Source organism: Pseudomonas sp. zfem003, from assembly GCF_032621675.1.
Lineage (GTDB): Bacteria > Pseudomonadota > Gammaproteobacteria > Pseudomonadales > Pseudomonadaceae > Metapseudomonas > Metapseudomonas otitidis.
Genome location: NZ_JAVYJG010000001.1, coordinates 327,991 through 353,348 on the forward strand (window position 1 = coordinate 327,991; position 25,358 = coordinate 353,348).

A 25,358-nucleotide genomic window follows, 5' to 3' on the forward strand; every position below is an offset into this window, starting at 1 on the left:
ATGGCTAGCCCTGGGCAGAGGACAGGGGATGGCGGCGTGCATGCCGGGTCAGGCCGGTTCGGCGACCGGGTCGAACTGGGGCAGCATCCCCAGCGTGCGGCCCGCCACGAGCAGGTGTATCAGGTTGCTCGCGCCGAGTTTTGTCATGACGTGCTTTTTATGCATCTTCACCGTCACGTCCTGCAGGCCGAGCTGCTGGGCAATGTCGCGGTTCTGGCGGCCTTCCAGCAGCAACCGGAACACGTCGCGCTCCCGTGGGGTGAGGCTGGCATAGCGCGCCTGCACCGCCTGCCGGGCATGGCGCTGCTGGTGGAGGATGCAGGCCCGGCCCATGGCCTCGCCCACCGCCGCCAGCAACTGGGCCTCGTCCACCGGCTTGGTGAGGAAGCCCTCGGCGCCGGCCTTCATGGCCTTGACCGACATGTCGATGGTGCCGAAGCCGCTCATGAACACCACCGACAACGGCACGCCGCGCCGGGCCAGCTCGTCCTGCAGATCGAAGCCGCTGCCCTCGCGCAGGCGCACGTCCAGCAGCAGGCAGCCGGGGCGATCACAGGGGCAGCGGGCGAGGAACTCGGGCGCCGAGGCATAGGCCGTGGCTTCGATACCCGCCGAGCGCAACTGGCGGACCAGCGCCGTGCGCACGGCCGGCTCGTCGTCGATGACATGCACGTCGGCGCGCCCGAGCGGCGCAGCGGGCGCCGGTCGGACAGGCGGCTCGGCGGCCGCCACCACGGTTGCCTGCAGGTTGAGGCGATAGCCCCGGCGCGGCACCGTTTCCAGCAGGCGCGCATCCAGGCCCAGGTGCTTGCGCAGGGCCGAGACCTGCACCTGCAGGTTGTTCTCCTCCACCACCAGGTCGGGCCACGCCGCCTGCAGCAACTCGGCCTTGGTCACCAGGCGGTTGGGGGCGGCGAGCAGGGCTTCCAGCACATCGAAGGCGCGGCTGCCCAGGCGCACCGGGGCACCGTTCAGGAAGGCTTCTCTTCGCTCCAGCGAAATCCAGGCGTCACCCAGGCGGATCATGGTGGCAACTCGTCGTCGAACAGGCGGAAACAGGGCCGCTTTTCAGCGGAGCTTTTTCAACCTAGATGAAAGAAATTCCCATCTCAAGCGTTAACCACGCGATACGGAAATAAGAACAAATGTACAAGCCAGGGTGTCGCGCACCTGCTTCAATGACGTGCCACCCAAACCATCCAACCCCTCTGGAACGGGCCTTTCAGCCCACCCCGCTCGCTTCCGGAAAACGCCGGAACCGCCTCAGGGCACACCCGCCCTCCCCGCGTCCGCCGCCGTCGATCCCCCGCCTTCCCAATCGAGCACATCGATGCAAGCCGACGCCCTGTGCGCTCACCGATAGTGGCGGCAGCGCCCGTACCCACCCGCCGACGACCCGGGGGTGATACGGCGCCCCAATCGCCCCGCTGCGAGCCACCGCCACAAGGAGAAACACCATGTCCAAGCCCTACAACCGCCTGAACAAGGACGATGCGGTCGTCCTGCTGATCGACCACCAGTCCGGCCTGATCTCGCTGGTGCAGGACTTCACCCCCAGCGACTTCAAGAACAACGTGCTGGCCCTGGGCGACGTCGCCAAGTTCTTCGGCCTGCCGACCATCCTCACCACCAGCTTCGAGCAGGGTCCCAACGGCCCGCTGGTGCCCGAGCTGAAGGCCCAGTTCCCCGACGCGCCCTACATCGCCCGCCCCGGCCAGATCAACGCCTGGGACAACGAGGACTTCGTCGCCGCCGTGAAGAAGACCGGGCGCAAGCAACTGATCATCGCCGGCGTGGTGACCGACGTGTGCGTGACCTTCCCGGCGCTGTCGGCCATTGCCGAAGGCTTCGAGGTGTTCGTGGTGACCGATGCCTCGGGCACCTTCGACAAGACCGTGCAGCAGGCTGCCTGGGCGCGCATGAACGCCGCCGGCGTGCAGCTGATGAACTGGTTCAGCGTCGCCTGCGAACTGCACCGTGACTGGCGCAACGACATCGAAGGGCTGGGCAACCTGCTCTCCGAGCACATCCCCAACTACCGCAACCTGATGACCAGCTACTTCACTCTGATCGGCAAGTAAGCCGCGACGGGCGCGGGGCCGGGTGCTCGATGCCCCGGCTCATGCGCGCCCCGCTCTGCTCCCGCAGGCGCGCCAGCCGCCACTGGCTGGGCGGCGTGCCCACATGGCGGACGAACACCCGGGCGAAGTGCGCCTGGTCGGTGAAACCGCAGGCCTGGGCCACCTCGGCAACGGTGCGCTCGCCCAGCAGCAACTGCCGGGCACGGTCCAGCCGCGCGCGGGTCAGCCACTGGTGGGGCGACAGCCCGGTGCTGCCCTGGAAGGCGCGGGAGAAATGACAACGCGACAGGCCGCACTCACGGGCCAGCCAGGCCACCGTCAGCGAACGGTCGAGGTGGGCCGCGATCAGCTCCTTGGCCCGTTGCAGCTGCCAGGGCGCCAAGTGGATCGCCGTGCGGGCGCGGTCCTGCTCCTGTGTCTCCATGGCCCCTCCTCCCTTTTTCTGCGGACGCCGAAGCCCCATCCGGAAGGGATGGAGGGCGGCGCGCAATCGTGGAAGCCATGATGCCGCTCGGCCCTGCGGGCGAAAACGAAACCATGGGGAGCCAGGCGGACAACGAGGGGCGTAATTCGGACATGCCCCGGGTGAGGCCACTAGCCGAACTGGTGGCGGTACTGCGCGGGAGTGAGCCCGAGGCGTTCGGTGAACAGCTCGCGCATGCAGCGCACGCTGCCGAAGCCACTGCGGAAGGCGATGGTCTTGAGCGGCAGGTCGGTGCTTTCCAACAGGTGCCGGGCGTGGTCGATGCGCGCGTCGTGGATGAACGCGGTGGGGGTCATGCCCACCTCGCGGGTGAACAACCGGGCGAAGTGGCGGCTGCTGAGCCCGGCGACCCCGGCCAGCGTCTCGACGTTGAGGTCTTCCGCCAGGTGTTCCAGCACATGGCGCTGGGCACGGGCGATGGGGGTGTCCTCCCGCGCCACCTCTGCCAGCAGCGGGCTGAACTGGGCCTGGCCGCCCTGGCGCTTCATGGCCACCAGCAGCACCTTGGCCACGTCCACGGCGATCTTGCGGCCGTGGTCGTCGGCGAGGATCGCCAGGGCCATGTCGATGCCGGCGGTGATGCCGCCGGAGGTCACCAGCTCCCCGTCCTGCAGGTAGATCCGGTCCACCTCGACCTGGGCCCGGGGGAAGCGCCGCGCCAGGCGTTCGGTGTAGTTCCAGTGGGTGGTGACGCGACGCTCGTCCAGCAGCCCGGCTTCACCGAGGATGAACGCACCGGTGCAGATGGAGCCATGCCGGGGCGTGCGCGCCACGGTTTCGCGCAGCCAGGGCAGCATCTCCGGCTGGTCGAAGTTGTAGGCGCCGGGACCACCGGGGACCAGCAGCAGGTCCAGCTCGCGAGGCGCATCGTCCAGCAGGTGGTCCGCCACCAGGCGCATGCCGTTGGAGGCCCGCACGATGGCCTCGCGGGTGCTGACGGTGAACACCCGGTACTGCTGCTCGGGCGGCAGGTAGCGGTTGGCGATGGAGAACACCTCGACCGGGCCGGAGACATCCAGCATCAGCACGTCGGGGTACACGAGGACGGCGACATTCTTCATGTTCTTTTCGGGGGGAGCGTGTGCAACACAAGGAGCGAAAGCATACCTGCCCCTTGTGTTGCCGGCCTCCCCCGGTGTGACCGCGCCGTGCCCTGCGTCACGGCACGCCCCCCGCTAGGCGCCGGGCGACTGTCGATAGGCCAGCACCTGGACCTCCACCGCGTAGCCGCCCAGCGCACTGCCCACGCAGGCACGGACCGGCTTCGGACCTGCCGCCAGCCAGGCGTCATAGACCTCGTTGAAGGCTTCGAAGTCGCGGTAGTCGGCCAGCCAGGCCTGCACCCGCACCAGGTCCCGGCGACCGAGGCCGCCCTCCGCCAGCAAGGCGTCGATGTGCGCCAGGGCCTGGCGCGCCTGGGCGCGGATGTCCAGCGTCGGGTCGTCGGCACAGATGCCCGCCGTCTCGAAGAACGGCCCGTAGGCAACGGCCTGGGCCATGCGCGGGCCCTCGTGGAATCGCGTGATCATGCAAGGCTCCCTGAAAAAAACGCACCGGGCGACGCGGCGAGCGGCGTCGTCCGGTGCAAAGGACGACCGCAAAGGGTCGTCACCTGACGGTTCAGTTGAGGTCGTTGATGCAGACCACCTTGGGCTGCGTCATGTCCTCGTAGGCGAAACGCACGCCCTCGCGGCCCAGGCTGCCGTACTTGAAGCCGCCGAAGGGCATGGCGTCGAAGCGGTAGTCGGAGGAGTCGTTGATCATCACGCCGCCGGCCTCGATGCGCCGGGCCGCCCAGAGGGCGCGACGCAGGTCGCGGGTGAAGATGCCGGCGTGCAGGCTGTACTCCGGTTCGTTGGCCAGTGCAACGGCCTCCTCCAGGGTCTCGAAAGGCTCCAGCACCACCACGGGCGCGAACACTTCCTGGCGCCACAGGCGGCTGCGATGGTCCACCCCTTCCAGCACCGTGGGGTGATACAGCGCGCCCTCGCGGCGTTGGCCGCACAGCAGGGTCGCTCCTTCGGCGAGGGCCTCGGCCACCACCTGTTCGGTGGCACGGGCGGCCTGCTCGGTGATCATCGGGCCCATGTCGCTCTCGGCACGGGCCGGGTCACCCACCACCAGCGCGCGGGTACGGGCGACGAAGCGCTCGCGGAACTCGGCGTAGATCGAGGCCTGCACCAGAAGGCGCTGGGTGCCGATGCAGTTCTGCCCGGCGGCCCAGAACGCACCGGAGACACAGGATTCGACGGTGGCTTCCAGCTCGCAATCGTCCAGCACCAGGACCGGTGCGTTGCCGCCCAGGTCCATCGCCAGCTTCTTGAGGCCGGCGTTGCGGGCGATGTGCTCGCCGGTGACGAAACCACCGGTGAAGGAAATCATCCGCACCTCCCGGGCCGAGGTCAGCGCCTTGCCCAGTTCCGCACCGCCAGTGGCGATGGTCACCACGGCCTCCGGCAGGCCCGCTTGGCGCAGGCAATCCACCAGCTTGCAGGCCGACAGCGGAGCCAGTTCGGACGGCTTGAGCAGCACGCCATTGCCCCCGGCGATGGCCGGCCCGAGCTTGTGCGCCACCAGGTTGAGCGGGTCGTTGTAGGGGGTGATGGCGACGATCAGCCCCAGGGGTTCACGGGTGAACCAGCCCTGGCGGGACTCGGAGCCCTCGTAGGATTCGAAGGGCACCACCTCGCCGGCATTGCGCCGCGCCTCCTCGGCGGAAAGCTTGAGGGTGTTGATGCAGCGCTTCACCTCCTTCTGGGCCTGGCGCAGGGTCTTGCCGGCCTCGGCGACGATCAGCGCGGCGAAGGCGGCGGCCTCCTGTTCCACCCGGCGGGCGGCCTCCTCCAGGATGGCGGCGCGACGGTGCCGGGGCAGCGCCGCGCACTGGCGCACACCCTCACGGGCACTGGCCAGCAGGGCCGGCACATCGGCGGCGCCCAGGCAGGGCACGCTGCCGACAAGGCTGCCGTCGAAGGGGTTGTGGACGTCGATGCCGGAGGGCTCGACAGCGGTGGCCAAGGCCAGGGACGAAACGGTCATGGGCAGGCTCCTGGGCTTACGGACGGCCGTGGGTGGCATGGAGGGCGACGATGTCGGAGAGCAGCGCGAAGGCGGTCTCGATACGGCCGGCACCCGGTCCGGATACGGTGACCGCGCCCAGCAGTTCGGTGTTGAAGGCCACCGCGTTGGTGGCGCCGCTGATCCCGGCCAGCGGGTGGCCGAGATCCAGCTTGCGGGCCTCCACCCGCGCAGCCACCGAGCCATCGGCCTGGCGCTGGGCAGAGCCGATGAGCTTCCAGCGAGCCCCCTCCTCCCGGGCCTGGGCCAGGTCCGCCGGGGTCAGGGCGCTGATGCCGCTGCAGGCGACGTCGCTCACCGAGAGGTGGGCATCCAGCAGCTCGTTGGCGAGGATCACCACCTTCAGGCGCACGTCGTGGCCTTCCACGTCCGCCGTCGGGTCGGCTTCGGCGTAACCCAGTGCCTGGGCCTTGGCCACCGCCTCGTCGAAGCCGAGGCCTTCCTCCATGCGGGTCAGCACGTAGTTGGAGGTGCCGTTGAGGATGCCCTCGAAGCCGACCATGCCGGCTCCCGCCAGGGTCTGTCGTGCCATGCGGATCACCGGGGTGCCGCTCATCACCGCGCCCTCGTACTCGAAGGCCACGCCGTTGCGCTTGGCCAGGGCCTTGAGCTCGGCGCCATGCAGGGCAATCGGCCCCTTGTTGGTGGTGACCACGTGCTTGCCGCTCTCCAGGGCCCAGCGGCAGAAGGTGGTGGCGGGTTCGCCGTCCACCGGGTTGGTGAAGGTGGCCTCGGCGATCAGGTCCGCGCCGGACTGCTTGATCACGGCCTCGTTGAAGGCCTCAGCGGTGCCGCCCGGCAGGCTGGCCAGCGCCCCCTGGGTGGCGGGCAGGTTGGCCAGCTGGGCGGCGTCGAGGCCGTTGCGGTCGATGATGGAGCCGAGGAACAGGTCGGTGACCCCGACGATCTTCAGGCTGAAGCCCAGCTCGCGCTGCCAGGCCCCGTTGCGCTCGGCCACCAGGCGGGCCAGGCCACGGTTCACTCCACCAAAGCCCACGAGGGCGATCTTGTATTCGGTCATCAGGTGCCTCCAATCCGGCGTTTGCTCGATGGGGTCAGCCTAAGAGCCGGCCTGTGGCAGTTGAATAGGCCAATCTGCTGTATTCATTGGGCGTTCTGCCCAGTGCCGGAGCGGCCCCACGGCCCGCCCCCTGGTGCCGCGGCGGCGTGCACCAGGCGCAGACGAAAAGGCCCCGGCACGTGTGGCGTGCCGGGGCCCGGGTCGTGGAGCGAGGGGGGTCAGATGACGGCGGAAAGCACGAACGAGGTGACGGTATTGGCCACGCCGGGGATCCCGGCGATCTGCCGCCAGACGCCATGGACGCGATCCGGCGTAGCGGCCTCGACCCGCAGCATCAGGTCGAACTCGCCACTCATCACGTCGCACTGGGTCACCTCGGGAATGGCCCGCAGGTCCCGCAGCACCTCTTCACCGCGCATGCGGTCGTGGCGGTAGACGAAGATCACTGCGCTGATCAGTGCCGCTGCACGCCGCCCCTCGCCCACCTTGAGGGTGTAGCCCTGGATGACCCCGTCCCGCTCCAGGCGCTCGATGCGCTGGCGCACCGCGTTGCGCGACAGGTTCACCTTGGTGCCCAGCTCGGCGTGGGCGATCCGCGCGTTGGCGGTCAGCTCGGCCAGTATCCGCTCGTCCAGCGGGTCGAGGACGCGCTTCATCGCGGTCGCGTCCTCAGGCCCTGGCCAGGGCCTGGCGCAGGCCCTCCAGGTCCGTGCGGGCATGGCAGCGGGCGTGGGCGCGCGGCGCCGCGCGAGCCGGCAGCGGTGCCGGCCAGGCGCCCAGGCGGGCCAGCAGCGCGGCGGACTTCTCAGGCGCGATCTGGCCGAGGGTGACCATCGGGGTCACCACGCTGCGCCGGTAAAGCCGCGCGGCCAGGACGCCGGTGGCGGTGTGCGGGTCAATGGACAGGCCGGTGTCGCGGAACAGCGCGACGATCTCCGCCTCGGTCTGGGCGTCATCCACGGCGTAGGAGTCGATCAGCATCCGTGCCTGCAGCCAGGGTGCGTTGGCGATGCTCAGTTCGCCGCTCGCCTCCAGGTGCTCCATCAACCGGCGCACGGCCTGGTCGTCATGGTCGTAGAGCTCCCAGACCAGCCGCTCGACGTTGGAGAACACCGAGAAATCCATGGCCGGCGACAGCGTCGAGCGGGCCTCGCAGGTGCCGTAGCGGTTGCGGTGGATGAACTGGTGCAAGGCATCGTTGCGGTTGGTGGAGACAATGATCTGGTTCACCGGCAAGCCCATCTTCTGCGCCACGTAACCGGCATAGACCTCGGCGAAGCTGGCGGCAGGAATGCTGAAGCCGATGGGTCGCTGGCCGCCGCCCAACTGCAGCGCAGCGTGGAAGTAGAAGACGATCTGCGCCAGCACGCCGACCCAGTTGGAGGAGTTGAAGCCGATGGCCAGGTGCTCGCTGGGCCATTGGCTGAAGAGCCGCGACACCAGGCGCTGGCAGTCGTCGAAACTGCCCGCCACGGCGATGCCCTGAACCCGCGCGGACTCGGCCGCCTGCAACGCCACCAGGCGATCGCCTGGCACGCCCTGCTCGGGATAGAGCATCACCACCCGGCTGCGCGGGCACTCGCCGAAGGCGGCAACCGCCGCCAGGCCGGTGTCGCCGTTGGTGGCGCCGAGCACCAGGGCTTCACGCCCTTCCCATTCGAGGAAGTGACGGGCCAGGCGCGCGTGCAGCTGGGCAGCGAAATCCTTCGAAGAGCGGGTGGGTCCATGGAACAGCTCGAGCACCCATTCGTTGCGGTCCACCTGGCGCAAGGGAGCGATGGCGCGGTGGCCGAAACCCTGGTAGCAGGCCTTGAGCAGCCCGCGCAGGTCGTCCTCGGCGATGGCCTGGCCGACGAAGGGGGCGATCACCCGCCAGGCCAGCTCCTCGAAGGGCAGCCAGGACCAGGTGGCGATCTCCTGCACGCTGAACACCGGCAGGCTGGCCGGCACGAACAGGCCGCCGTCAGGGGCCAGCCCCGACAGCACGACGCTGCGGAAATCCGCGCGCACCGAGGCGCTGCGGGTACTCACGTAATGCATGTTCACTCCAAGCTCAGGTGGAACGGTGGGCCTGGGCCACCAGCCAGGTGGCGAAGGCCTGGGCGTCCGGATGCAGGTCGGTGCCGGAGCCGCTGACCAGGTAGAAGGACTCGCTGGCCTCGATGCGGCAGTCGAACAGCTCCACCAGGCGCCCTTCGCGCAGCAGGTCCTCGACCATGGAGGAACGCGCCAGGGCGATGCCCTGCCCCAGCTCGGCCAGGCGCAGGGTCGACACCAGGGTGTCGAACTGCGGGCCGGTGGCGTAGTCGACGTCATCGGCGCCGGCGCGCTGCAACCAGTAGCCCCAGCCCTCCTCGTAGCCCAGCACGTGCAGCAGCGGGTGGCGGGCCACGTCGCGCGGCTCGCGCAGCGGGCCCTGGGCCAGCAGCTCCGGCGCGCACACCGGGAACAGCGTGTCCCAGGTCAGCCGCTGGGAGACCAGCCCCGGCCATTGGCCGTGGCCCCAGCGGATCTCCACGTCGTCCTCGCCGTCCAGCTCCTTCACCCAGAGGTTGCTGATGTAGCGGATGTCCAGTTGCGGGTGGGCGCGGCGGAAGTCCGCCAGCCGGGGCGCCAGCCAGAAGTGCAGGAACGACAGGCTGCCACGGACCTTGATCGGCCGGCGCTTGTGCTGGCCGAATATCTCGTTGGTGCCCACCGCCAGCCGGGTGATGGCGTCCTGCACCACCGGCAGGTAGGACTGGCCTTCCTCGGTCAGCCCGAGGCCCCGGGGCAGGCGCTTGAACAGCGCCACCCCGAGGTGGCTTTCCAGCTGCCGGATTTGCTGGCTGACCGCCCCCTGGGTGAGGTGCAGCTCCTCCGCCGCGTGGGTGAAGTTGAGGTACCGCGCCGAGACTTCGAAGGCGCGCAGCCAGTTCAGGGGAGGCAGGGCTTTCGGGTGCATGGTCGGGACCTCGGGACGGCGCAATGGGAAGGCGTGGTTCAGGCCGCCCCCGGTACCCTTGCCGGGGCCACGGGCGAAGCCTGGCGCCGTTCGCGCAGCTTGCAGGTCACCCAGTAGACGAAGTAGCACCAGGCAATGAACGGCACGCCGAAGTAGAGCGCAACTCGCTGGGCCGGATCAAAGGCAATCCCGATGCACGCCAGGGCACAGCACAACAACGCGCCCAGCGGCACCCAGGGGTAGCCACGCACGCGGAAGCCCAGGTCCTCCAGCCGGCCGCCGTTGGCCAGGTAGTGGCGCCGGAAGGCCATCTGGCTGGCGGCGATGCTCATCCACACCACCACCACGGCCAGGCCGGAGATGGACACCAGGGCGAGGTAGACCGTGTCCGGCGCGAACACGCTGCTGAGCAGCGAGGCGATGCTGCCGGCCATGCTCACGACGATGGCGTTGAACGGCGTGCCCATGCGGCTGAGGGTGGCGAAGCGCTTGGGCATGTGGCCCTGGTCGCTGAGGGTCCAGAGCATCCGCGAGGCGGCGTAGAGCCCGGAGTTGGCGGCCGAGAGCAGCGCGCTGATGATCACGAAGTTCATGATGTCCGCCGAGTAGGGAATGCCGATGGACTCGAACACCGTGACGAAGGGGCTCTCCACCAGGCCGGCCTGCTCCCGGGGCAGCAACGTCGCCAGGACGAAGATGGTGCCGACGAAGAACAGCGCCAGGCGAACCACGGTGGTGCGGATCGCCTTCGGTACGTTGCGCTTGGGGTCGCGGGTCTCGCCCGCGGCGATGCCGATCAGCTCGGTACCGGAGAAGGCGAACGCGACCGCCAGCAGGGTCATGGCGATGGACCAGAAACCGGTGGGGAACAGCCCTTCGCGGGTGAAGTTGGCCAGGCCCGCGCTCTGCACGTGGCGGGTCTCGAAGACACCGAAGATGGCGCCGGCACCGACCACCAGGAAGGCCAGCACGGCCAGCACCTTGACCAGCGACAGCCAGAACTCGGTCTCGGCGAACAGCCGCACCGACACCACGTTGCTGATGAAGACGGTCAGGGCGAACAGCGCGCTCCAGATCCACACCGGGGTGTCCGGGAACCAGCGCACCATGAGGATGCCGGCGGCGGTGAACTCCGAGCCGATGGCCACCGCCCAGGTCAGCCAGTAGAGCCAGGCCACGGTGTAGCCGGTGCCCGCTCCGAGGTAGCGGGAGGCGTAGCTGCTGAACGAGCCGGTCTCGGGCATGTGCACGGCCAGCTCGCCCAGGCACATCATCACCATGTACACCATCACCGCGCCGATGACGTAGGCGATGACCGCGCCCAGCGGCCCCGCCTGGTTGACCGTGTAGCCGGAGGTGAGGAACAGGCCGGTGCCTATCACCCCGCCCAGCGCCAGCATGACGATGTGGCGGGTCTGCATGTCCTGTTTGAAATCAGGCCCCGATGTCGCTTTGTCGTTTGTTGTATGTAGGGACATAAGTTGAATCTCATGAAAGTGTGCGGACAAGGACGTTTCTGCGAACAACTTCAAGGCAGAACCAAACTGTTTGCCGTCAGGTTTTTCTTGTTATTCCTTTTCATGAAGGACTCGCTGACTCTCCGGCCAGGAGTGGGGCGAATGTCAGCGTTCCACCTCGGTGCGACATCCGGTCAGTGAAGGTTCGCCCTGGCGAGGTGCCACGGCGGCGAGTTCGGCGCGAACGCCGGCGAATGCGTGCTGCAGGTCGGCCAGCAGGTCCTCGGTCTCCTCGATGCCGACGGAAACCCGTACCAGCCCTTCGGAGATGCCCAGGGCCAGGCGCTCCTCCAGGGTGTTCTCCACGTGGCTGGTGGTGCGCGCGGGGCCGTAGATGGTCTCCACCGCGCCGAGGTTGCCGGCCCGGTGGGCGTAGCGCAGGCGTGGCAGCAGGCGGGTCACGGTGTCCATGCCGCCCCGCAGGACGAAGCTGACGATGGCGCCGAAGCCGCGCATCTGCCCACGGGCGATGGCGTGCCCAGGGTGGCTGGGCAGGCCCGGGTAGTTCACCGCCTCCACCAGGGGCTCGGTGAGCAGGTACTCGGCCAGGGCCTGGGCACTGCGCTGCTGCTGGCGCAGACGCAGGGCCAGGGTCTTGATGCCGCGGATGATCAGGAAGGCGGAGAAGGCATCCAGCGCGGCACCGTTGATCTCGCGGTAGTGCCGGACGCTGGCCATCAGGTGCTCGGCGCCGCAGGCGATGCCACCCAGGGCGTCACCGTGGCCGGAGAGGAACTTGGTGGCGCTGTGCACCACCACGTCCACCCCCAGGGCCAGCGGGTTCTGGTTGAGCGGCGTGGCGAAGGTGTTGTCGGCCACCACCAGGGCGCCGACGCGCTTGGCCGCTGCCACCAGGCGGCGGATGTCCAGCACCTTCAGGGTCGGGTTGGTGGGCGTCTCCAGGTACAGCAGGTCGCAGCCACGGGCGATCTCCGCCTCAATGGCCTGGGTGTCGAGGGTGTCGCAGAGCACCACGTCCACGCCCATGCGCGGGAGGAACTCTTCAAAGATCTTGTTGGTGCCGCCGTAGCTGTCGCGGGTCGAGACCACGCGCTTGCCCTGGCAGAGGAAGGTGTGCAGCACCGCGCTGATGGCGGCCATGCCGCTGCTGAAGGCGACCGCCGACTCCGCCTGCTCCAGTTCGCAGAGCTTGGCCTCCAGGGTGGTCACCGTCGGGTTGCCCATGCGGCTGTAGATGTAGCCTTCGCACTTGCCCAAGGCGACGTCGTACCAGTGGTCGACGTCCTGGTAGCCATAGGCGGCGCTGAAGACGATGGGCGTCTGGGTGGCGTTGTAGGGGTGGCCATCCTGCTCGCCCGCCCACACCACCTGGGTTCCGATACCCGCGATGGCGTCGCGGGGGCTTTCTAGGTTCTTGCTCATTTCCATTCCCGATCCGGCTAGACAAGGTCAGCAGCAGTGCTGTGTGCCGGCGAATATAGGGAATGGGCCACCCCCTGAAAAACGATGTTATCCGGGCCTGAGACCCGCTTTTTTTAATGGCTCCACGCCCGCCCCCCGGAATGAAAAAGCCCCGCACGAGGGCGGGGCCTGGAGGCGCGTCCTGGCCTCAGAAGGCGAAGCAGGAGCAGCCGAAGGCACCCCAGAAGGCGGTGAAGTCGCTCACCGGCACCTTCGACTGGCGGGCCCGCTCGTGGCTGTGGGCGTGGACGCTGCAGGCGCCGGCGCACTGGTGCACGGCGGCGACCGTCGGCGCGCCCGGCCGCCAGTGGCCCGGAACACGGGCCACCGGGGACCAGTCCGGCAGCACCGGCAGTTGCGGCGGGCCGAGGCGGTCGAACTCGGCGGCGGCGTGCACGACCTTGCCGTCGACGACGGTGAGGACCGACTCCAGCCACTTGATCTGCTCTTCCTCGATGCTGAAGAAGTCCGCCGAGAGGGCCACCAGGTCCGCCAGCTGGCCCACCTTGATCTGCCCCTTCTTGCCCTGCTCGCTGGAGAACCAGGCACTGCCCTGGGTGAACAGCTGCAGCGCGGTTTCCCGGGGCAGGCCCTGGGGCTGGAGGGCCAGGCCGCCGACGGTCTTGCCGCTGACCAGCCAGTACAGCGAGGTCCAGGGGTTGTAGCTGGAGACGCGGGTGGCGTCGGTGCCGGCACCCACCGGGATGCCCTCGGCGAGCATGCGCTGGATCGGCGGGGTCTTCTCGGCGGCCTGGGCGCCGTAGCGCTCGACGAAGTACTCGCCCTGGAAGGCCATGCGGTCCTGGATGGCGATGCCGCCGCCCAGCGCCCGAACCCGTTCGATGTTGCGCGGGCTGATGGTTTCGGCGTGGTCAAAGAACCACGGCAGGCCATTGAAGGGGATGTCACGGTCGACCTTCTCGAACACGTCGAGCATGCGCGAGATGGACTCGTCGTAGGTGGCGTGCAGGCGGAACGGCCAGCGCTGTTCCACCAGGTGGCGCACCACCGGCTCCAGCTCGGCCTCCATGCTGGCGGCGAGGTCCGGGCGCGGTTCGAGGAAGTCCTCGAAGTCGGCGGCGGAGAACACCAGCATTTCCCCGGCGCCGTTGTGGCGGAAGAAGTCGCTGCCCTGGCCGTACTTCACCGAGCCGGTCCAGCGCTTGAAGTCGTCCAGCTCTTCCTTCGGTTTCTGGGTGAACAGGTTGTAGGCGATGCGCACGGTGAGCTGGCCGTCGCGGGCCAGTTGCTCGATCACCTGGTAGTCGTCCGGGTAGTTCTGGAAGCCGCCGCCGGCGTCGATGGCGCTGGTGACGCCAAGGCGGTTCAGCTCGCGCATGAACTGGCGGGTGGAGTTGACCTGGTACTCCAGCGGCAGCTTGGGCCCCTTGGCCAGGGTGGCGTAAAGGATCATCGCGTTGGGCCGGGCGATGAGCATGCCGGTGGGTTCGCCGTTGCCGTCGCGGACGATCTCGCCGCCAGGCGGGTTGGGCGTGTTGCGGTCGTAGCCGACCACCCGCAACGCCGCGCGGTTGAGCAGCGCGCGATCGTAGAGGTGGAGGATGAACACCGGCGTGTCCGGCGCCGCGCGGTTGATCTCCTCCAGGGTCGGCATGCGCCGCTCGGCGAACTGGAATTCGTTCCAGCCGCCCACCACCCGCACCCACTGCGGCGAGGGCGTGCGGTCGGCCTGGTCCTTGAGCATGCGCAGGGCATCGGCCAGCGAGGGCACGCCCTCCCAGCGCAGCTCCAGGTTGTAGTTGAGGCCGCCCCGGATCAGGTGCAGGTGGGAGTCGTTGAGCCCGGGGATGACGGTGCGGCGGTTGAGGTCGACCACCTGGGTGGCGGGCCCGCGCAGGGGCATCACCTCGGCTTCGCTGCCAACCGCGACGAAGCGCCCGTCGCGGATGGCCACGGCGCTGGCGGTGGGTTTCTCGCGGTCCACGGTGTGGAACCGGCCGTTGTGGAGGATCAGATCGGGATGCATGGGGGAAGCTCCTTTGCCTTCGCCCGCGAACACCGGGAGCGCGGGCCACAGCGCGCCAGCGGCGCCGAGGATGGACGAGGCGGCAAGAAACCGCCGCCGGCCATTGGGGGTGGATTCATCGGTCATGGGGACCTCCGGGGCCGGGGCCTTCCAGCCAGGGCGCGAGCCAGCGGGTCACGCGCGGCATGAACAGGTAGACCACCAGCAGGACGATGCTGAGGGTGATCACCACGTTGCTCGGCAGGTAGCCACCCAGCCAGGGCCAGGCGGCGAATGCCGGCTGCCAGGCCCAGGGCACCAGCAGGCTGAGCGGCAGGATCACCAGGAAGCTGACGCAGGCCTGCTTCCAGCGTGGCGGCGGTGGCTGTTCGGCGCTGGCCGGGGCGAACCAGAACTCCCGCGCCGGGTTCAGCTCCAGGGCCTCGTCCTCCAGCAGCAGCGGCGAGATTTCCGCCACCAGCTGGCGTCGGGTCTCGGAACCGAGCCAGTCCTGCAGGCACTCCGGCCCGGTGAAACGCAGCACGCTGGTGAACAGCGGCACGCCCTGCTCATGGCTGCGGATCACGTCCACCCCGAGGTGCCCGGGGTAGCCCTGGGCGACACCGACGATGCGCCGCAGCCAGGCTTCGTACTGCGTGGCATGGGCGGCATGGACGCGATGGCGGATGAGCAGGGTGACCGGATCATCGCCCCCCTGCCCTTCACCGGGCCGGAGGGCACTCATTGCAGGTGCCGCCGCAGCTCGACCCCGGCCTGGCGCAGCGCGGTGTGCACCGTCGGCACGTGGGCCAGGGGGTTGAGCAGGCCGTAGTCGTGGATCATGCCGTTGTAGCGCACGGCGGTGACCTCGACGCCCGCTGCGTCCAGGTGGCGGGCATAGGCCTCGCCCTCGTCGCGCAGCACGTCGAACTCGGCGGTCTGCACCAGTGCCGGCGGCAGGCCCTTGAGCTGTTCGGCGCTGGCGCGCAGCGGCGAGGCATGGATGTCGGCGCGCTGCTGGGCGTCGGTGGTGTAGTTGTCCCAGAACCATTTCATCATCGGCTGGGTGAGGAAGTAGCCCTGGGCGAACTGGGTGTAGGACGCGTTATCGAAGCGAGCATCGGTCACCGGCCACAGCAGCAGCTGGAAGCGCAGCTCAGGCGCCCCCTGCTCCTTGGCCTTGAGCGCCACCACGGCGGCCATGTTGCCGCCGACGCTGTTGCCGGCCACAGCCAGGCGACTGCCGTCCACGCCCAGTTCCTTGCCGTGCTCGGCCACCCAGCGGGTGGCGGCATAGGCCTGGTCGATGGCGGTGGGGAAGCGGGCCTCGGGCGATGGGGTGTAGCCGACGTAGACGGCCACGGCGCCGGAGTTCACCACCAGGTCGCGGATCAGGCGTGCGTGGGTCGGGTAGTCGCCCAGCACCCAGCCGCCGCCGTGGAAGTACATGAACACCGGGGGCGTGCCCTTGGCGTCGGTGGGCCGTACCACGGTCAGCTTCAGGGGCTGGCCGTTGGCCTGGATGGTCCTCTCCTCCACCTTGATGCCGGAGAGGTCGACCTTCACCGAGTTCTGCGCGCCCACCAGCACGGCGCGTGCGTCCTGCGGGCTGAGGGTTTCCAGCGGTTTGCCGCCGCCCTTCTCCAGGGCTTCGAGAAAGGTCCGGGTGTTGTGTTCCACGCCGCTGTAGTCAGCGGCCTGGACCTGGCCGACGGCCAGGGCGATCAATGCGCTCAGCAAGGCTATGCGGGGCATGGTGTCTGCTCCTTCAGTCGATCAGGGTGAGGGTCACGTCGATGTTGTTGCGCGTGGCGTTGGAGTACGGGCAGACGATGTGCGCCCGCTCCACCAGGGTCCGCGCGGCCTCGGCATCGAGCCCCGGCAGGCTGATGCGCAGCTCGGCCTCGATGCCGAAGCCGTTGGGAATGGCGCCGATGCCGACCACGCCTTCGATGGACACGTCGGCGGGGATGGCCAGCTTGTCGCGGGCGGCGACGAACTTCATCGCCCCGAGGAAGCACGCCGAGTAGCCGGCGGCGAACAACTGCTCGGGGTTGGTCCCGACGCCGCCGGCGCCGCCCAGCTCGCGGGGCGTGGTGAGGGCGACGTCGAGCACGCCATCGGAGGAGATGGCGCGCCCGTCACGGCCACCGGTGGCCTCGGCGGAGGCGCGGTAGAGAACCTGTTCGATGCGCATCTCAGTGACCTTCCGAGGCATTGAACATGGTCTTGGCGTAGATCAGGCCGAGGCCGTAGGCGCCGCCGTTGGCGATGGCGGTCTTCACGGTCTGGTCGTAGGTCTCGCCACGGGCCCAGTCACGCTGCAGTTCCAGCAGGTATTGCAGGGCGGTCATCGGGCGGGCGCCCAGCTGCACCATGCGCTGGATGGCCATCTCGTGGGCTTCGCTGGAGACATCGCCGCAGGCGTCGGTGATGACGTACACCTCGAAGCCCTGGTCCAGCGCGGACAGGGCCGGGCCGACGATGCACACCGAGGTCCACAGGCCGGCGAGGACGATCCTCGGCTTGCCGATGCGGTTCACTTCCACGGCGATGCGCGCATCTTCCCAGGTGTTCATGGTGGTGCGGTCGATCACCTGATGATCCGGGAACACCGACTTGATCTCGTCGAAGATCGGGCCGGAGAAGCTCTTCTCCGCGACGGTGGTGAGAAGGGTGTCCACCCCGAACTCACGGGCGGCCTTGGACACCAGCGCGGCGTTGTTGCGCAGGGTCACCGCGTCGATGGACTTGGTGGCGAAGGCCATCTGCGACTGGTGGTCGATGAGGATCAGCGTGTGGTTCTTCGGGTCCAGCAGGGTCTTGCCGGGGGCGGCGATGGCGACGGCCATGGGGGTTCTCCAGGGAGGGATGAATGGAGACTCAAGCTTCCCCCAGGCCGTTTCCCGGGAATTGAAGGCGCGTGCTCGCATTGCAACGGTGTGCGGTTTTGTTTGAAAGGGCCGGGCCAGAGCGGCTGGGTGTATCCACCTCGACACGGGCCCTTGAGGCTCTATAGAGTCGGCGCGCGACTCCTCCCTACTCACTCAAGGAACGAACATGATCCGCCCACTTCTTGCACTGTCAGTGGCCCTTTTCGCGGGGTTTGCCCTGGCTGATACGGAACTCGGCCTGGCGGCCAAGGCAGGCGACCTGGCCAAGGTGCGCCAACTCACCGAAGCCGGCGCTGACGTGAACGCAACGAACGACGACGATCTCTGGGAACGAACCCCGCTGATGCAGGCTGCCCGCCTGGGGCGCACCGAGGTGGTCACCTTCCTGCTGGCCAAGGGGGCTGACGTCACCAAGCCCGGTGACGCCACGGGCGCATCGCCGCTGAAGGAGGCGGCCTACAAGGGGCATATCGAGATCGTCAGGGCCTTGCTGGCGGCAGGCGCGAAGCCGGACTTCAACGCCGATGACCAAGGCCGTACACCGTTGCTTTGGGCGCTCATCGGCAAGGAAACGAACACCCCTGCCGTGGTGGAGGCGCTGCTCAAGGCAGGCGCCAACAGCCAGGCCGTGTTCGAGTCGCTCGACGGCGCCAAGGTGACCGCAGCGGAATTCGCCCACAGGGCCGGCCCGGAGGTTGAAGCGGCGTTCACGCGCAACGCGCCGCACTGATGAACGCCCGTCTCCTGGTCATCGCCGTGACGCCATGCGGGTGTGACGCCGAGGGCGAACTGCTGGCTCAGCACGATGACGGCACACCGCTGCGTGCCTACTACCAGGGCAGCGCCCGGCAGGCGCTTGCGCGCTTTGTGCCGGGTCGCTGGATGGAGATAGAACTGACCGGCCGCCTGTGCCAGGCGCGAGCCACGGAGACCGGCGAGCCCCGCCTGGTCTGCATCGGCAACTCATTCCGCTTTCATGCATACGGCCCTGTCAGCGGATGGACACGGCGTGGCGATGACACACACCCCGTTCTCCAGGCCGGCTTTCCCCTCGCCCTGGACATCGAATCCCCCCCGCCCCGCGTCGAACTCGGGCAGTGGCTGGAGGTGACCGGCGAGCTGTGGGTGGAGGAATAGGCGCGAGGGCCTCAGGGCCTGCCCCCCACCGAGAAGCGTCCACCCGAATAGGTGCCCTGGTAGAGCCCCGTCTGCTGCCCGGTCAGGTTGGTCACCTCGGGCGGCAGTGTCCGGTAGCCGGACGCCTGGTAGTCGTAGCCGACCTTGACGACGATGACCCGTGCGTCCCCGGCGCCCTCCACCGTGGAGGGGTGGTAGCTGGAGAGCAGCACCTGGTGGATGCGGCTTCCCGGTTGGCGGTCCAGCTTCCAGGTAATGGGCTCGTAGGAGGACAGCACCAGCGTCAACGGCTTCTGGCTCTTGCGGACCTCCACGTCGATGACACCGGGATGGTGCTCGCCTCCGCCGTGCTGACCCCGTGCGGATTCGTACACGCCGATCACTTCGACCTGGGTATCGACCACCGGAACCTGAACCGGTGTCGTCCTGGACGGGGACGAGGCATCGCTTGGGGTCGGCAGTTGGGGACGCGGCGGCATCTGCCCAGTCAGCGCGAGCACATCAGGCATGGACGGCGGCACGGGCTGGCGGATGGGTGCAGGCCCCTGGGCTGCGATCTGCTCGATCCTGCGCTGCAACGCTGCCTGGGCCAGGCCATCACGCCAGGTGACGAGGTCGACCTCTTCCCCCACCGGCAACGTCTTGATCAGGCGGTAGCGGCTTGCATCGATGACCCCGAACACGCCCAGGGGCCGCACATAGGACAGCCCGGCAAGGTTCAGCTCCTCGGTCACCGGGGCCAAGCGTTGGAGGGCGGTATCGAGCACGAACGCCCGGACCGTGGCCTGGGAGAACGGCAAGGGGCTCCCACCGAACAGAAACTTGTCCGGGTCTGCGGTCGGTATCACCTTCAGCGCCTTGAAGGGACCGGTCTCGATGACCTCGTTCTTCAGCTCGCCAATGGAGAAGACAGCCAGGTTGTTAGACCTGAGCGGGCTCAGGTACTGCGTGCCATCGAGGCTGAAGGCCCCACCACCAGGCTCGCTGTCCAGGGCTGCGGCCGCCGTGTTGCGTGAGTCCTGGAGGCGTACCACGCGGACCTTCGGAGCGCTGGTGCGCTGCTCCAGGGCCAATTCGACGGCGCCACCCCGTCCGAACGCCACGTAGTGGTCCGGCTTGCCGGGAACGGGCGCCGCACGCTCCGGCTGGCGATAGAGCTCGGTATCGATGATCCGCCCTTGGCTGAAGTCGATGAACTGGGTGTGGGAACGCCCCTGGAACAGGGCGGTCTGCCCGTCCAGCCAGATAAACGAGTTCGGGTACGCACCATGGATCTGCGCGACGGTCCGCCCGGTTTCCGCCTCACGGATACGCAGCGATTTGGAACCATAGGAGACGAACAGGCGGCCATTCTCCGACAGCGAACCCACCCTCAACTGGCCATCGGAGGGCTCCCGGTAAAGCGCCTGGTCCCGTCCGACGTCGATCACCTGCAGGCTTCTGCGGGTCTGCAGCAGCGCAATGCCGGCCCGCTCGGCAAAGACGGCATCGACCAGGGGCGCGTCCCCCTGCAAGGCCTCGGGAAACTGGGCGGGGATTGCTCGCAAGGGCTCCAGACGCAACATCGCGCCGACCTCCAGCAGGGCGAGCCAGCGCTCGATCTTGCGGTCCTGCGCGGCAAAGCACGTGGGGTTTGCCACCCGCTGCCTGACGGTCTCGATGCGCTCGTACCAGGCTGGCAGGTAGCCCGGGGAGCAGGCCAGGGAGCGCTGGCGCATGCGTATCTCCATCTGCGCCGCCAGCCCGGCATTGCCAGCATCGCGCGCCAACGCGTCCACCCGCTGCCAGCGGGCCTGCATCTCGGGCGGCGGGGGAAACGCACGGGTCAGCTTGGCCTCGGGGGCCAAGGGCAGGTAGTGGGCGGAAAGCCAGGAGAAACCCGAGTAGCCCAGCACGGTGAGTACCATGCCGGCCACAAGGGCCAGAATCATTCGCTGCATGAGGTCGGGTCCTTCCGATTCGAGGGCGTGCACACGCTAGCAGAAAGCGCGGTGGCAAAGCAGGGATGCCACCGCAGTTTCAACACCCTCGGGGGATTACATCGCCAGGTGATACACCCGCAGGCGGTGGCCGTCCGGGTCGAGGCCGGTGAAGGTGTAGCCGAAGTCCATGGCCAGCGGTGCCTGGACGATCTCCACGCCCTGCTCGCGCCAGCGCTGGTGCAGGCGGTCCACCTCTTCGTCGCTGTCGACATGGACGCACAGCTCGCTGCCGCCGCCACGCACGGTGGTGACCGGCTCGACGCCGGTACGGCCCCAGAGGCCGAGCTTGAAGCCATTGGGGAAGACGAACAGGGCGAAGGTCGGGGATTGCTCGACGATTTCCCCCGTCAGCAGGCGCCGGTAGAAATCGGCGCTGCGGGCCGGGTCGTCGACGTACAGGTTGAGCAGGCTGGGGGCGATCATGGGTGGGACTCCTTGTGTGGAGCGACGGGTGTCGTCACTCGATGCGCACAGGCTAGGCCCCTCCCCTGTCAGTTTCTGGCAGCAGCCTCACTGCTCGGCGATGCCCTCCTGCGCGCGCCACTCACGCAGCAGCACCTGGCGCCGGCGCGGGTAGCGCTGGCCGAGGTCCTGCAGGGCCTCCACCCGGTCGAGGCGGAAGTGCCGCGTGGCCTGGCGCAGCTCGCACCAGGCCACCAGCACGCGGGCCTGCTCGAAGTAGCCCAGGGCGAACGGCCAGACCACCCGCTGCGAGGCCTGCCCGTCGGCATCGCGGTAGCCGAGCTGCACCCGATGCTCCCGGCGGATGGCATCGCGGACCTGCTCCAGCAGCGCGTCGGGCACGTCGCTGGCCGGCGCCGGGCCGATCAGCAGGGTGCTGGTTTCCAGCTCCTCGCGCAGGGCCGGTGGCAGCACGGCACCGACCTTGGCCAGCACGTCCCGCGCCGCCCCCATCAAACGGCGGTCGCCACGGCGACCGACCCAGCGCATGCCCAGCACCAGGGCTTCGATCTCCTCCAGGGAGAACATCAGTGGCGGCAGCTTGAAACCGGGGCGCAGCACGTAGCCCAGCCCCGCGCCACCTTCGATGTGGGCGCCCTGTTGCTGGAGGGTGGCGATGTCGCGGTAGAGGGTGCGCAGGCTGATGCCCAGCTCGTCGGCCAGCACGTGACCGGCCACCGGGTAGCGGTGACGCCGCAGGATCTGCAACAGGTCGAGCAGGCGCTGGCTACGGGACATGCAGCGCGCCTTCGGCGATCCGGCCCTTGAACAACGCGCGGACATGCCCGGCGAGTGCGAGCTGCAGGGGGTGGGACGAGCGAACCCTGGCGTTGGCCCCCAGCGCCACCGCCGCTTCCAGCTCGCGCTCGGCCCCGGCCTCGTCACCGCTGAACAGCGCCTGCAAGGCTCGGCAGCGGGCCGCCAGGGTCGGTGAGTACCAGGCCACCTCGCGGTTGTTCAGCACGGCGTCGAGGCCGTCGGCACGGCCACTGGCCATGGCCTGGCTGAAGGCCAGCTCGCCCCGCAGCAAGGCCACCACCGCCGCACACTCGGTACGCGCCTGGGGGTGCGCGGTGAGCAACACCTCCAGCTGGGCCTGCATGGCCGTCGCCGCTGCCCAATCACCGGCCGCCTGCGCGCGGTCCAGGCGGTAGGACAGCGCCACCAGCGGCATGGGCATCGGCTGCTGCTCCAGGCTCGCCAGGTCCGCCTCGGGCAGGGCCTCGGCAGGCACACCGGCCACGCTGAGGGCCAGCAGGCGGGCATAGGCGAACGCCGGGCCGGACTCGTCGGCGCCCCTCCAGGCCATGAACAGGCGAGCGCCATCGCTGGGCATGGGGCGCAGGGTGGGCACCAGGTTGGCCAGGCCCATGCTCAGGTTGCTGCTGGCCATGCCGAGGGCGATGCCGAAGGCCGGCGGCGAGTCGATGCAGAGCAGCGAGACCAGGGCCGCGAGCGCCGCCAGCAGCAGGTTGGCGCCGGGCCCGAGGGCGATCATGCGCAGGCGCGCACGGGGACCGCGCGGTGGCACGGCGTCGGCACAGAACACGTAGCCCCCCAGCCCGCGCAGGCGCTTCTGGCGGGACCAGCGCACCCGCAGACCACGGCGCATCGGCTGGATTTCCACCGCCAGCACCCGCACCAGCAACACCGTCAAGCCATCCCAACGGGCGCCCAGCCAGTGGCCGCCCTCATGCACGCACAGCGCCAGGGCGAGGTGCGCGAGGGTGAGCGCCACGGCGGCAATGGGGCCGCCGTCCAGGGCGATGCCGGAGACGACCCCGGTCACCATGGCGCCGCCCAGGGTCAAGGCGGCCTGCAGCAGCTTCATCAGCCATTCGAACACCTGGGCCAATCGCGCCGGTATCGTCACGGGGAGGCCTCAGCGCACCGGCGCATCAGAGGGTTGTCGACGCTCCGGCTGCACCGCGTGCAGGTACACGGTGTAGGTGTCGGCGGGATGGGGCACGCCGGCCAGGTCCAGGGCATGGGCGATGTTGCCCCGGTGGTAGGTGCCGTGGTTGAGCACGTGGAAGAGCATTTCCTGGCGGCTCATGCGCCCGGCCTGGCCGTCGGTGAAGCGGAAGGTGATCTCGCCATCGGCCGGGTCCTCGGCCTGGGCGGCGTACCACTGGCCGGACGCCAGCAGCCGCTCGCGCAGCACCGCGTAGGGCGGCACGGCCTGGCTGTTGGTGGCCGGGTGTGGCTCGGCCACGCCGCTCAGGCGGGCGCGGAACAGGTCTTCGACGATGACCATGTGGTTGAGCTGCTGCAGGGTGAAGGCCAGCGAATCGGCAAAGCGGCTGGCATCGATCAGGGCGATGGCGTCCAGGGTGCGCCGGTCCGCCCAGCATTTGTAGTGAAAGGCCTGAGCCAACATCCGTGTACCTCGCAGTCGCAGGGGAACGCGGAGGCCGCTCGCCCCCGCCAAGGTGCGGCAGTAGAGCGGAAATCCGCGCCCTCTGCCACCACCCCGTTCACGCCTGCGAGGTCCTGTGCGCCCTACCCGCCTGCCATGGAGCGGCGCACCTGGCCACGGGGCTCGCTGAGCAGGCCCTTGACCACCGCGACGCAACCCACCAGCAGGACGAAGGTGAACGGCAGGCCGGTGGACACCGCCATCGCCTGCAATGCCGCCAGGCCACCGCCGACCAGCAGGACGATGGCCAGCACACCCTGCAGCACGACCCAGAACACCCGCTGCACCACCGGTGCATTGAGCTTGCCGCCGGCGGTGATGGTGTCGATCACCAGGGAGCCGGAATCGGACGAGGTGATGAAGAACAGTAGCGCCAGGACGATGCCGACGAAGGAGGTGATCGCACTCCAGGGCAGGTGCGCGAGCATCACGAACAGCTTCAGTTCCAGGGCGGCCTCCTGCACCCCGGCGAGGCCACTGAACACCTGGTGCAACGCGGCGCCGCCGAAGGAGCTCATCCAGAACACCGACACCAGCGAAGGCACCAGCAATACCGCGATGAGGAATTCACGCACGGTGCGCCCCCGGCTGATGCGGGCGATGAACATGCCGACGAAGGGCGACCAGCTCACCCACCAGGCCCAGTAGAAGGCCGTCCAGCCCTGGCTGAAGGCGGCATCGCTGCGCTCCAGCGGGTTGGACAGCGCCGGCAGGTACTGCAGGTAGGCGCCGAGGTTGTCCAGGGTGCCGGCCAGCAGCACGCGGGTGGGCCCGGCGAGGACCACGAAGAACAGCAGCGCCACGGCCAGGACCATGGTCAGCTCGGACATGCGCTTGATGCCCTTGTTCACCCCGGCGGCCACCGAGGACAGCGTCACCAGGGTGATGGCCACGATCAGCACCACCTTGGCGGTGAGCGAGGCGCCGGTGCCGAAGAGGAAGTCGATGCCGGCCGCCGCCTGTTCGGCGCCCAGGCCCAGGGAGGTGACCAGGCCGAACAGTGTGGCGAACACCGCGAGGATGTCGATCACGTGCCCCGGCCAGCCCCACACCCGCTCACCGAGCAGGGGGTGGAAGATCGAGCGGATCGACAGCGGCAGCCCCTTGTTGAAGGAAAACAGCGCCAGGGCCAGCGCCACGATGGCGTAGATCGCCCAGGGGTGCAGGCCCCAGTGGAAGATGCTCGCCGCCATGCTCAGGCGCGCGGCCTCGGCGGGGTTGCCCGGCGCACCGGCCAACGGTGCCCAGTCGATGCGCGCCCCGCCCTCGCCCAGCTGCGGGCCGGCCAGGGCGGTCTGGTAGTGGGAGATGGGTTCGGCGACGCCGTAGAACATCAGCCCGATGCCCATGCCGGCGGCGAACAGCATGGAAAACCAGCTGCCGTAGGAGTAGTCCGGCCGGGCCTGGGTGCCACCGAGGCGCACCCGCCCCAGGGGCGAGACCACCAGGGCCAGGCACAGCACCACGAACACGTTCGCCGCACCGAGGAAGAAGCCGTTGAGGCGACCGGTGAGCAGGTCGCGCTGGCCGGTGAACACCGGTTCCACCGCCTCGCGGAACACCAGCGTCAGCACCACGAAGAGCAGCACGGTGAGCGCCGAGGTGAGGAACACTGCGCCGTGGATGTCGAACGGCACCAGCCAGTGCCCACAGAGATTGTCCTGGCCGACGCGGTAGCCGGTGAGGATCGGGTTGGCGTCACCCGAAGGTGGCGGGATGTCGCTCGACGCGGTGTCGGTTCGGTGGGACGCGGTGGCGTGGCTCAAGGGGCTGCTCCGTGGTCGTCGGCCGTGGGCTCGGTCAAGGCCGTCCAACCTAGCAAAGCGCGTTGCCGGGCCAGGGCCGACAAGCGGCATACAACCAACCAGAAGCGACACCCTGGCAGGAAGCCGGGCGATCAACAGCCACGTTCGCCCGGCCGGAAACGCCACCGCCGGCAGGGTGCCGGCGG

Annotated in this window: 25 protein-coding genes; 3 read left to right on the top strand and 22 right to left on the bottom strand. The window is 68.8% G+C overall.

Annotation, left to right across the window (positions count from 1 at the left end):
- Positions 1-48: 48 nt before the first annotated feature.
- The gene (locus RTK35_RS01480) at positions 49-1,026 is read right to left on the bottom strand and encodes a response regulator (protein WP_279812100.1); all 978 of its coding nucleotides are present in this window, start codon (positions 1,024-1,026) and stop codon (positions 49-51) included.
- 431 nt (positions 1,027-1,457) lie between these two features.
- Between RTK35_RS01480 and ycaC the strand changes: the two genes are divergently transcribed.
- Positions 1,458-2,081 carry an isochorismate family cysteine hydrolase YcaC gene (gene ycaC, locus RTK35_RS01485; RefSeq protein WP_074971261.1) on the top strand — a complete coding sequence of 208 codons (624 nt, stop codon included), beginning with the start codon at positions 1,458-1,460 and terminating at the stop codon, positions 2,079-2,081.
- Here the strand turns inward: ycaC and RTK35_RS01490 are convergent.
- The 15 genes from RTK35_RS01490 to RTK35_RS01560 form a co-directional block, all read right to left on the bottom strand.
- Positions 2,062-2,505: a helix-turn-helix domain-containing protein gene (locus tag RTK35_RS01490; RefSeq protein ID WP_236213603.1), complete on the bottom strand. Its 444-nt coding sequence runs from the start codon at positions 2,503-2,505 to the stop codon at positions 2,062-2,064. The genes ycaC and RTK35_RS01490 overlap by 20 nt on opposite strands.
- Positions 2,506-2,675: 170 nt before the next feature.
- Positions 2,676-3,626, bottom strand: a complete 951-nt coding sequence (locus RTK35_RS01495; protein ID WP_236212353.1) for a GlxA family transcriptional regulator — start codon at positions 3,624-3,626, stop codon at positions 2,676-2,678.
- A 114-nt stretch (positions 3,627-3,740) separates the two neighbouring features.
- Positions 3,741-4,094 (bottom strand): RidA family protein, encoded by a 354-nt coding sequence (locus tag RTK35_RS01500; RefSeq protein WP_316907194.1) that lies wholly within the window; start codon positions 4,092-4,094, stop codon positions 3,741-3,743.
- 91 nt (positions 4,095-4,185) lie between these two features.
- A complete protein-coding gene (locus RTK35_RS01505) occupies positions 4,186-5,604 on the bottom strand; it encodes an aldehyde dehydrogenase family protein (RefSeq protein ID WP_268195043.1) in 1,419 nt (472 codons plus the stop codon).
- Between the two features lie 16 nt (positions 5,605-5,620).
- Positions 5,621-6,664: a homoserine dehydrogenase gene (locus tag RTK35_RS01510; protein ID WP_160480308.1), complete on the bottom strand. Its 1,044-nt coding sequence runs from the start codon at positions 6,662-6,664 to the stop codon at positions 5,621-5,623.
- Positions 6,665-6,882: 218 nt separating this feature from the next.
- Positions 6,883-7,320 (bottom strand): Lrp/AsnC family transcriptional regulator, encoded by a 438-nt coding sequence (locus RTK35_RS01515; RefSeq protein WP_316907195.1) that lies wholly within the window; start codon positions 7,318-7,320, stop codon positions 6,883-6,885.
- A 13-nt stretch (positions 7,321-7,333) separates the two neighbouring features.
- On the bottom strand, positions 7,334-8,704 hold the full coding sequence (locus tag RTK35_RS01520) for a pyridoxal-phosphate dependent enzyme (protein WP_316907196.1): 1,371 nt from the start codon (positions 8,702-8,704) through the stop codon (positions 7,334-7,336).
- Positions 8,705-8,717: 13 nt separating this feature from the next.
- Entirely contained in the window at positions 8,718-9,608 is an 891-nt protein-coding gene (locus RTK35_RS01525) for a LysR substrate-binding domain-containing protein (RefSeq protein ID WP_044403897.1), read from the bottom strand.
- A 38-nt stretch (positions 9,609-9,646) separates the two neighbouring features.
- Positions 9,647-11,029, bottom strand: a complete 1,383-nt coding sequence (locus RTK35_RS01530) for an amino acid permease (protein WP_142009708.1) — start codon at positions 11,027-11,029, stop codon at positions 9,647-9,649.
- A 201-nt stretch (positions 11,030-11,230) separates the two neighbouring features.
- A complete protein-coding gene (locus RTK35_RS01535) occupies positions 11,231-12,508 on the bottom strand; it encodes a cystathionine gamma-synthase family protein (RefSeq protein WP_316907197.1) in 1,278 nt (425 codons plus the stop codon).
- Between the two features lie 187 nt (positions 12,509-12,695).
- Positions 12,696-14,534 carry an amidohydrolase gene (locus tag RTK35_RS01540; protein WP_160480315.1) on the bottom strand — a complete coding sequence of 613 codons (1,839 nt, stop codon included), beginning with the start codon at positions 14,532-14,534 and terminating at the stop codon, positions 12,696-12,698.
- A 115-nt stretch (positions 14,535-14,649) separates the two neighbouring features.
- Complete coding sequence (locus tag RTK35_RS01545; RefSeq protein ID WP_316907198.1) at positions 14,650-15,258, bottom strand: antibiotic biosynthesis monooxygenase; 609 nt, start codon at positions 15,256-15,258, stop codon at positions 14,650-14,652.
- A complete protein-coding gene (locus tag RTK35_RS01550) occupies positions 15,255-16,268 on the bottom strand; it encodes an alpha/beta hydrolase (protein WP_316907199.1) in 1,014 nt (337 codons plus the stop codon). Before RTK35_RS01550 ends, RTK35_RS01545 begins: the two co-directional genes overlap by 4 nt.
- A gap of 13 nt (positions 16,269-16,281) precedes the next feature.
- Positions 16,282-16,710, bottom strand: a complete 429-nt coding sequence (locus RTK35_RS01555) for an organic hydroperoxide resistance protein (protein WP_074971238.1) — start codon at positions 16,708-16,710, stop codon at positions 16,282-16,284.
- A gap of 1 nt (position 16,711) precedes the next feature.
- Complete coding sequence (locus RTK35_RS01560) at positions 16,712-17,365, bottom strand: hydrolase (RefSeq protein WP_316907200.1); 654 nt, start codon at positions 17,363-17,365, stop codon at positions 16,712-16,714.
- 208 nt (positions 17,366-17,573) lie between these two features.
- Here RTK35_RS01560 and RTK35_RS01565 point away from each other — a divergent pair, with 208 nt between their 5' ends.
- Positions 17,574-18,137 carry an ankyrin repeat domain-containing protein gene (locus RTK35_RS01565; RefSeq protein ID WP_142009718.1) on the top strand — a complete coding sequence of 188 codons (564 nt, stop codon included), beginning with the start codon at positions 17,574-17,576 and terminating at the stop codon, positions 18,135-18,137.
- Complete coding sequence (locus tag RTK35_RS01570; RefSeq protein WP_142009720.1) at positions 18,137-18,544, top strand: glycerate kinase; 408 nt, start codon at positions 18,137-18,139, stop codon at positions 18,542-18,544. Before RTK35_RS01565 ends, RTK35_RS01570 begins: the two co-directional genes overlap by 1 nt.
- Before the next feature lie 11 nt (positions 18,545-18,555).
- On the opposite strand, the gene RTK35_RS01575 is transcribed toward RTK35_RS01570, so the two are convergent.
- The 6 genes from RTK35_RS01575 to RTK35_RS01600 all read right to left on the bottom strand — a co-directional run bounded on the left by RTK35_RS01575 (position 18,556) and on the right by RTK35_RS01600 (position 25,173).
- Entirely contained in the window at positions 18,556-20,484 is a 1,929-nt protein-coding gene (locus RTK35_RS01575) for a hypothetical protein (protein WP_142009723.1), read from the bottom strand.
- A 96-nt stretch (positions 20,485-20,580) separates the two neighbouring features.
- Positions 20,581-20,949, bottom strand: a complete 369-nt coding sequence (locus tag RTK35_RS01580) for a VOC family protein (protein ID WP_160480303.1) — start codon at positions 20,947-20,949, stop codon at positions 20,581-20,583.
- 87 nt (positions 20,950-21,036) lie between these two features.
- Complete coding sequence (locus RTK35_RS01585; protein WP_316907201.1) at positions 21,037-21,726, bottom strand: YafY family protein; 690 nt, start codon at positions 21,724-21,726, stop codon at positions 21,037-21,039.
- Positions 21,716-22,861: a site-2 protease family protein gene (locus RTK35_RS01590; RefSeq protein WP_316907202.1), complete on the bottom strand. Its 1,146-nt coding sequence runs from the start codon at positions 22,859-22,861 to the stop codon at positions 21,716-21,718. Before RTK35_RS01590 ends, RTK35_RS01585 begins: the two co-directional genes overlap by 11 nt.
- 9 nt (positions 22,862-22,870) lie before the next feature.
- A complete protein-coding gene (locus RTK35_RS01595) occupies positions 22,871-23,368 on the bottom strand; it encodes a DinB family protein (RefSeq protein WP_316907203.1) in 498 nt (165 codons plus the stop codon).
- Positions 23,369-23,490: 122 nt separating this feature from the next.
- Positions 23,491-25,173: a BCCT family transporter gene (locus tag RTK35_RS01600; RefSeq protein WP_316907204.1), complete on the bottom strand. Its 1,683-nt coding sequence runs from the start codon at positions 25,171-25,173 to the stop codon at positions 23,491-23,493.
- Positions 25,174-25,358: the final 185 nt, after the last annotated feature.

Coding starts and splice junctions, on each gene's coding strand:
- RTK35_RS01520 (WP_316907196.1), bottom strand. CDS start 8,704: ATGCATTACGTGAGTACCCGCAGCGCCTCGGTGCGCGCGGATTTCCGC.
- RTK35_RS01490 (WP_236213603.1), bottom strand. CDS start 2,505: ATGGAGACACAGGAGCAGGACCGCGCCCGCACGGCGATCCACTTGGCG.
- RTK35_RS01555 (WP_074971238.1), bottom strand. CDS start 16,710: ATGCGCATCGAACAGGTTCTCTACCGCGCCTCCGCCGAGGCCACCGGT.
- RTK35_RS01505 (WP_268195043.1), bottom strand. CDS start 5,604: ATGACCGTTTCGTCCCTGGCCTTGGCCACCGCTGTCGAGCCCTCCGGC.
- RTK35_RS01585 (WP_316907201.1), bottom strand. CDS start 21,726: ATGTCCCGTAGCCAGCGCCTGCTCGACCTGTTGCAGATCCTGCGGCGT.
- RTK35_RS01500 (WP_316907194.1), bottom strand. CDS start 4,094: ATGATCACGCGATTCCACGAGGGCCCGCGCATGGCCCAGGCCGTTGCC.
- RTK35_RS01540 (WP_160480315.1), bottom strand. CDS start 14,534: ATGCATCCCGATCTGATCCTCCACAACGGCCGGTTCCACACCGTGGAC.
- RTK35_RS01575 (WP_142009723.1), bottom strand. CDS start 20,484: ATGCAGCGAATGATTCTGGCCCTTGTGGCCGGCATGGTACTCACCGTG.
- RTK35_RS01535 (WP_316907197.1), bottom strand. CDS start 12,508: ATGAGCAAGAACCTAGAAAGCCCCCGCGACGCCATCGCGGGTATCGGA.
- RTK35_RS01545 (WP_316907198.1), bottom strand. CDS start 15,258: ATGAGTGCCCTCCGGCCCGGTGAAGGGCAGGGGGGCGATGATCCGGTC.
- RTK35_RS01595 (WP_316907203.1), bottom strand. CDS start 23,368: ATGTTGGCTCAGGCCTTTCACTACAAATGCTGGGCGGACCGGCGCACC.
- RTK35_RS01515 (WP_316907195.1), bottom strand. CDS start 7,320: ATGAAGCGCGTCCTCGACCCGCTGGACGAGCGGATACTGGCCGAGCTG.
- ycaC (WP_074971261.1), top strand. CDS start 1,458: ATGTCCAAGCCCTACAACCGCCTGAACAAGGACGATGCGGTCGTCCTG.
- RTK35_RS01480 (WP_279812100.1), bottom strand. CDS start 1,026: ATGATCCGCCTGGGTGACGCCTGGATTTCGCTGGAGCGAAGAGAAGCC.
- RTK35_RS01495 (WP_236212353.1), bottom strand. CDS start 3,626: ATGAAGAATGTCGCCGTCCTCGTGTACCCCGACGTGCTGATGCTGGAT.
- RTK35_RS01550 (WP_316907199.1), bottom strand. CDS start 16,268: ATGCCCCGCATAGCCTTGCTGAGCGCATTGATCGCCCTGGCCGTCGGC.
- RTK35_RS01530 (WP_142009708.1), bottom strand. CDS start 11,029: ATGCAGACCCGCCACATCGTCATGCTGGCGCTGGGCGGGGTGATAGGC.
- RTK35_RS01580 (WP_160480303.1), bottom strand. CDS start 20,949: ATGATCGCCCCCAGCCTGCTCAACCTGTACGTCGACGACCCGGCCCGC.
- RTK35_RS01525 (WP_044403897.1), bottom strand. CDS start 9,608: ATGCACCCGAAAGCCCTGCCTCCCCTGAACTGGCTGCGCGCCTTCGAA.
- RTK35_RS01560 (WP_316907200.1), bottom strand. CDS start 17,365: ATGGCCGTCGCCATCGCCGCCCCCGGCAAGACCCTGCTGGACCCGAAG.
- RTK35_RS01570 (WP_142009720.1), top strand. CDS start 18,137: ATGAACGCCCGTCTCCTGGTCATCGCCGTGACGCCATGCGGGTGTGAC.
- RTK35_RS01565 (WP_142009718.1), top strand. CDS start 17,574: ATGATCCGCCCACTTCTTGCACTGTCAGTGGCCCTTTTCGCGGGGTTT.
- RTK35_RS01510 (WP_160480308.1), bottom strand. CDS start 6,664: ATGACCGAATACAAGATCGCCCTCGTGGGCTTTGGTGGAGTGAACCGT.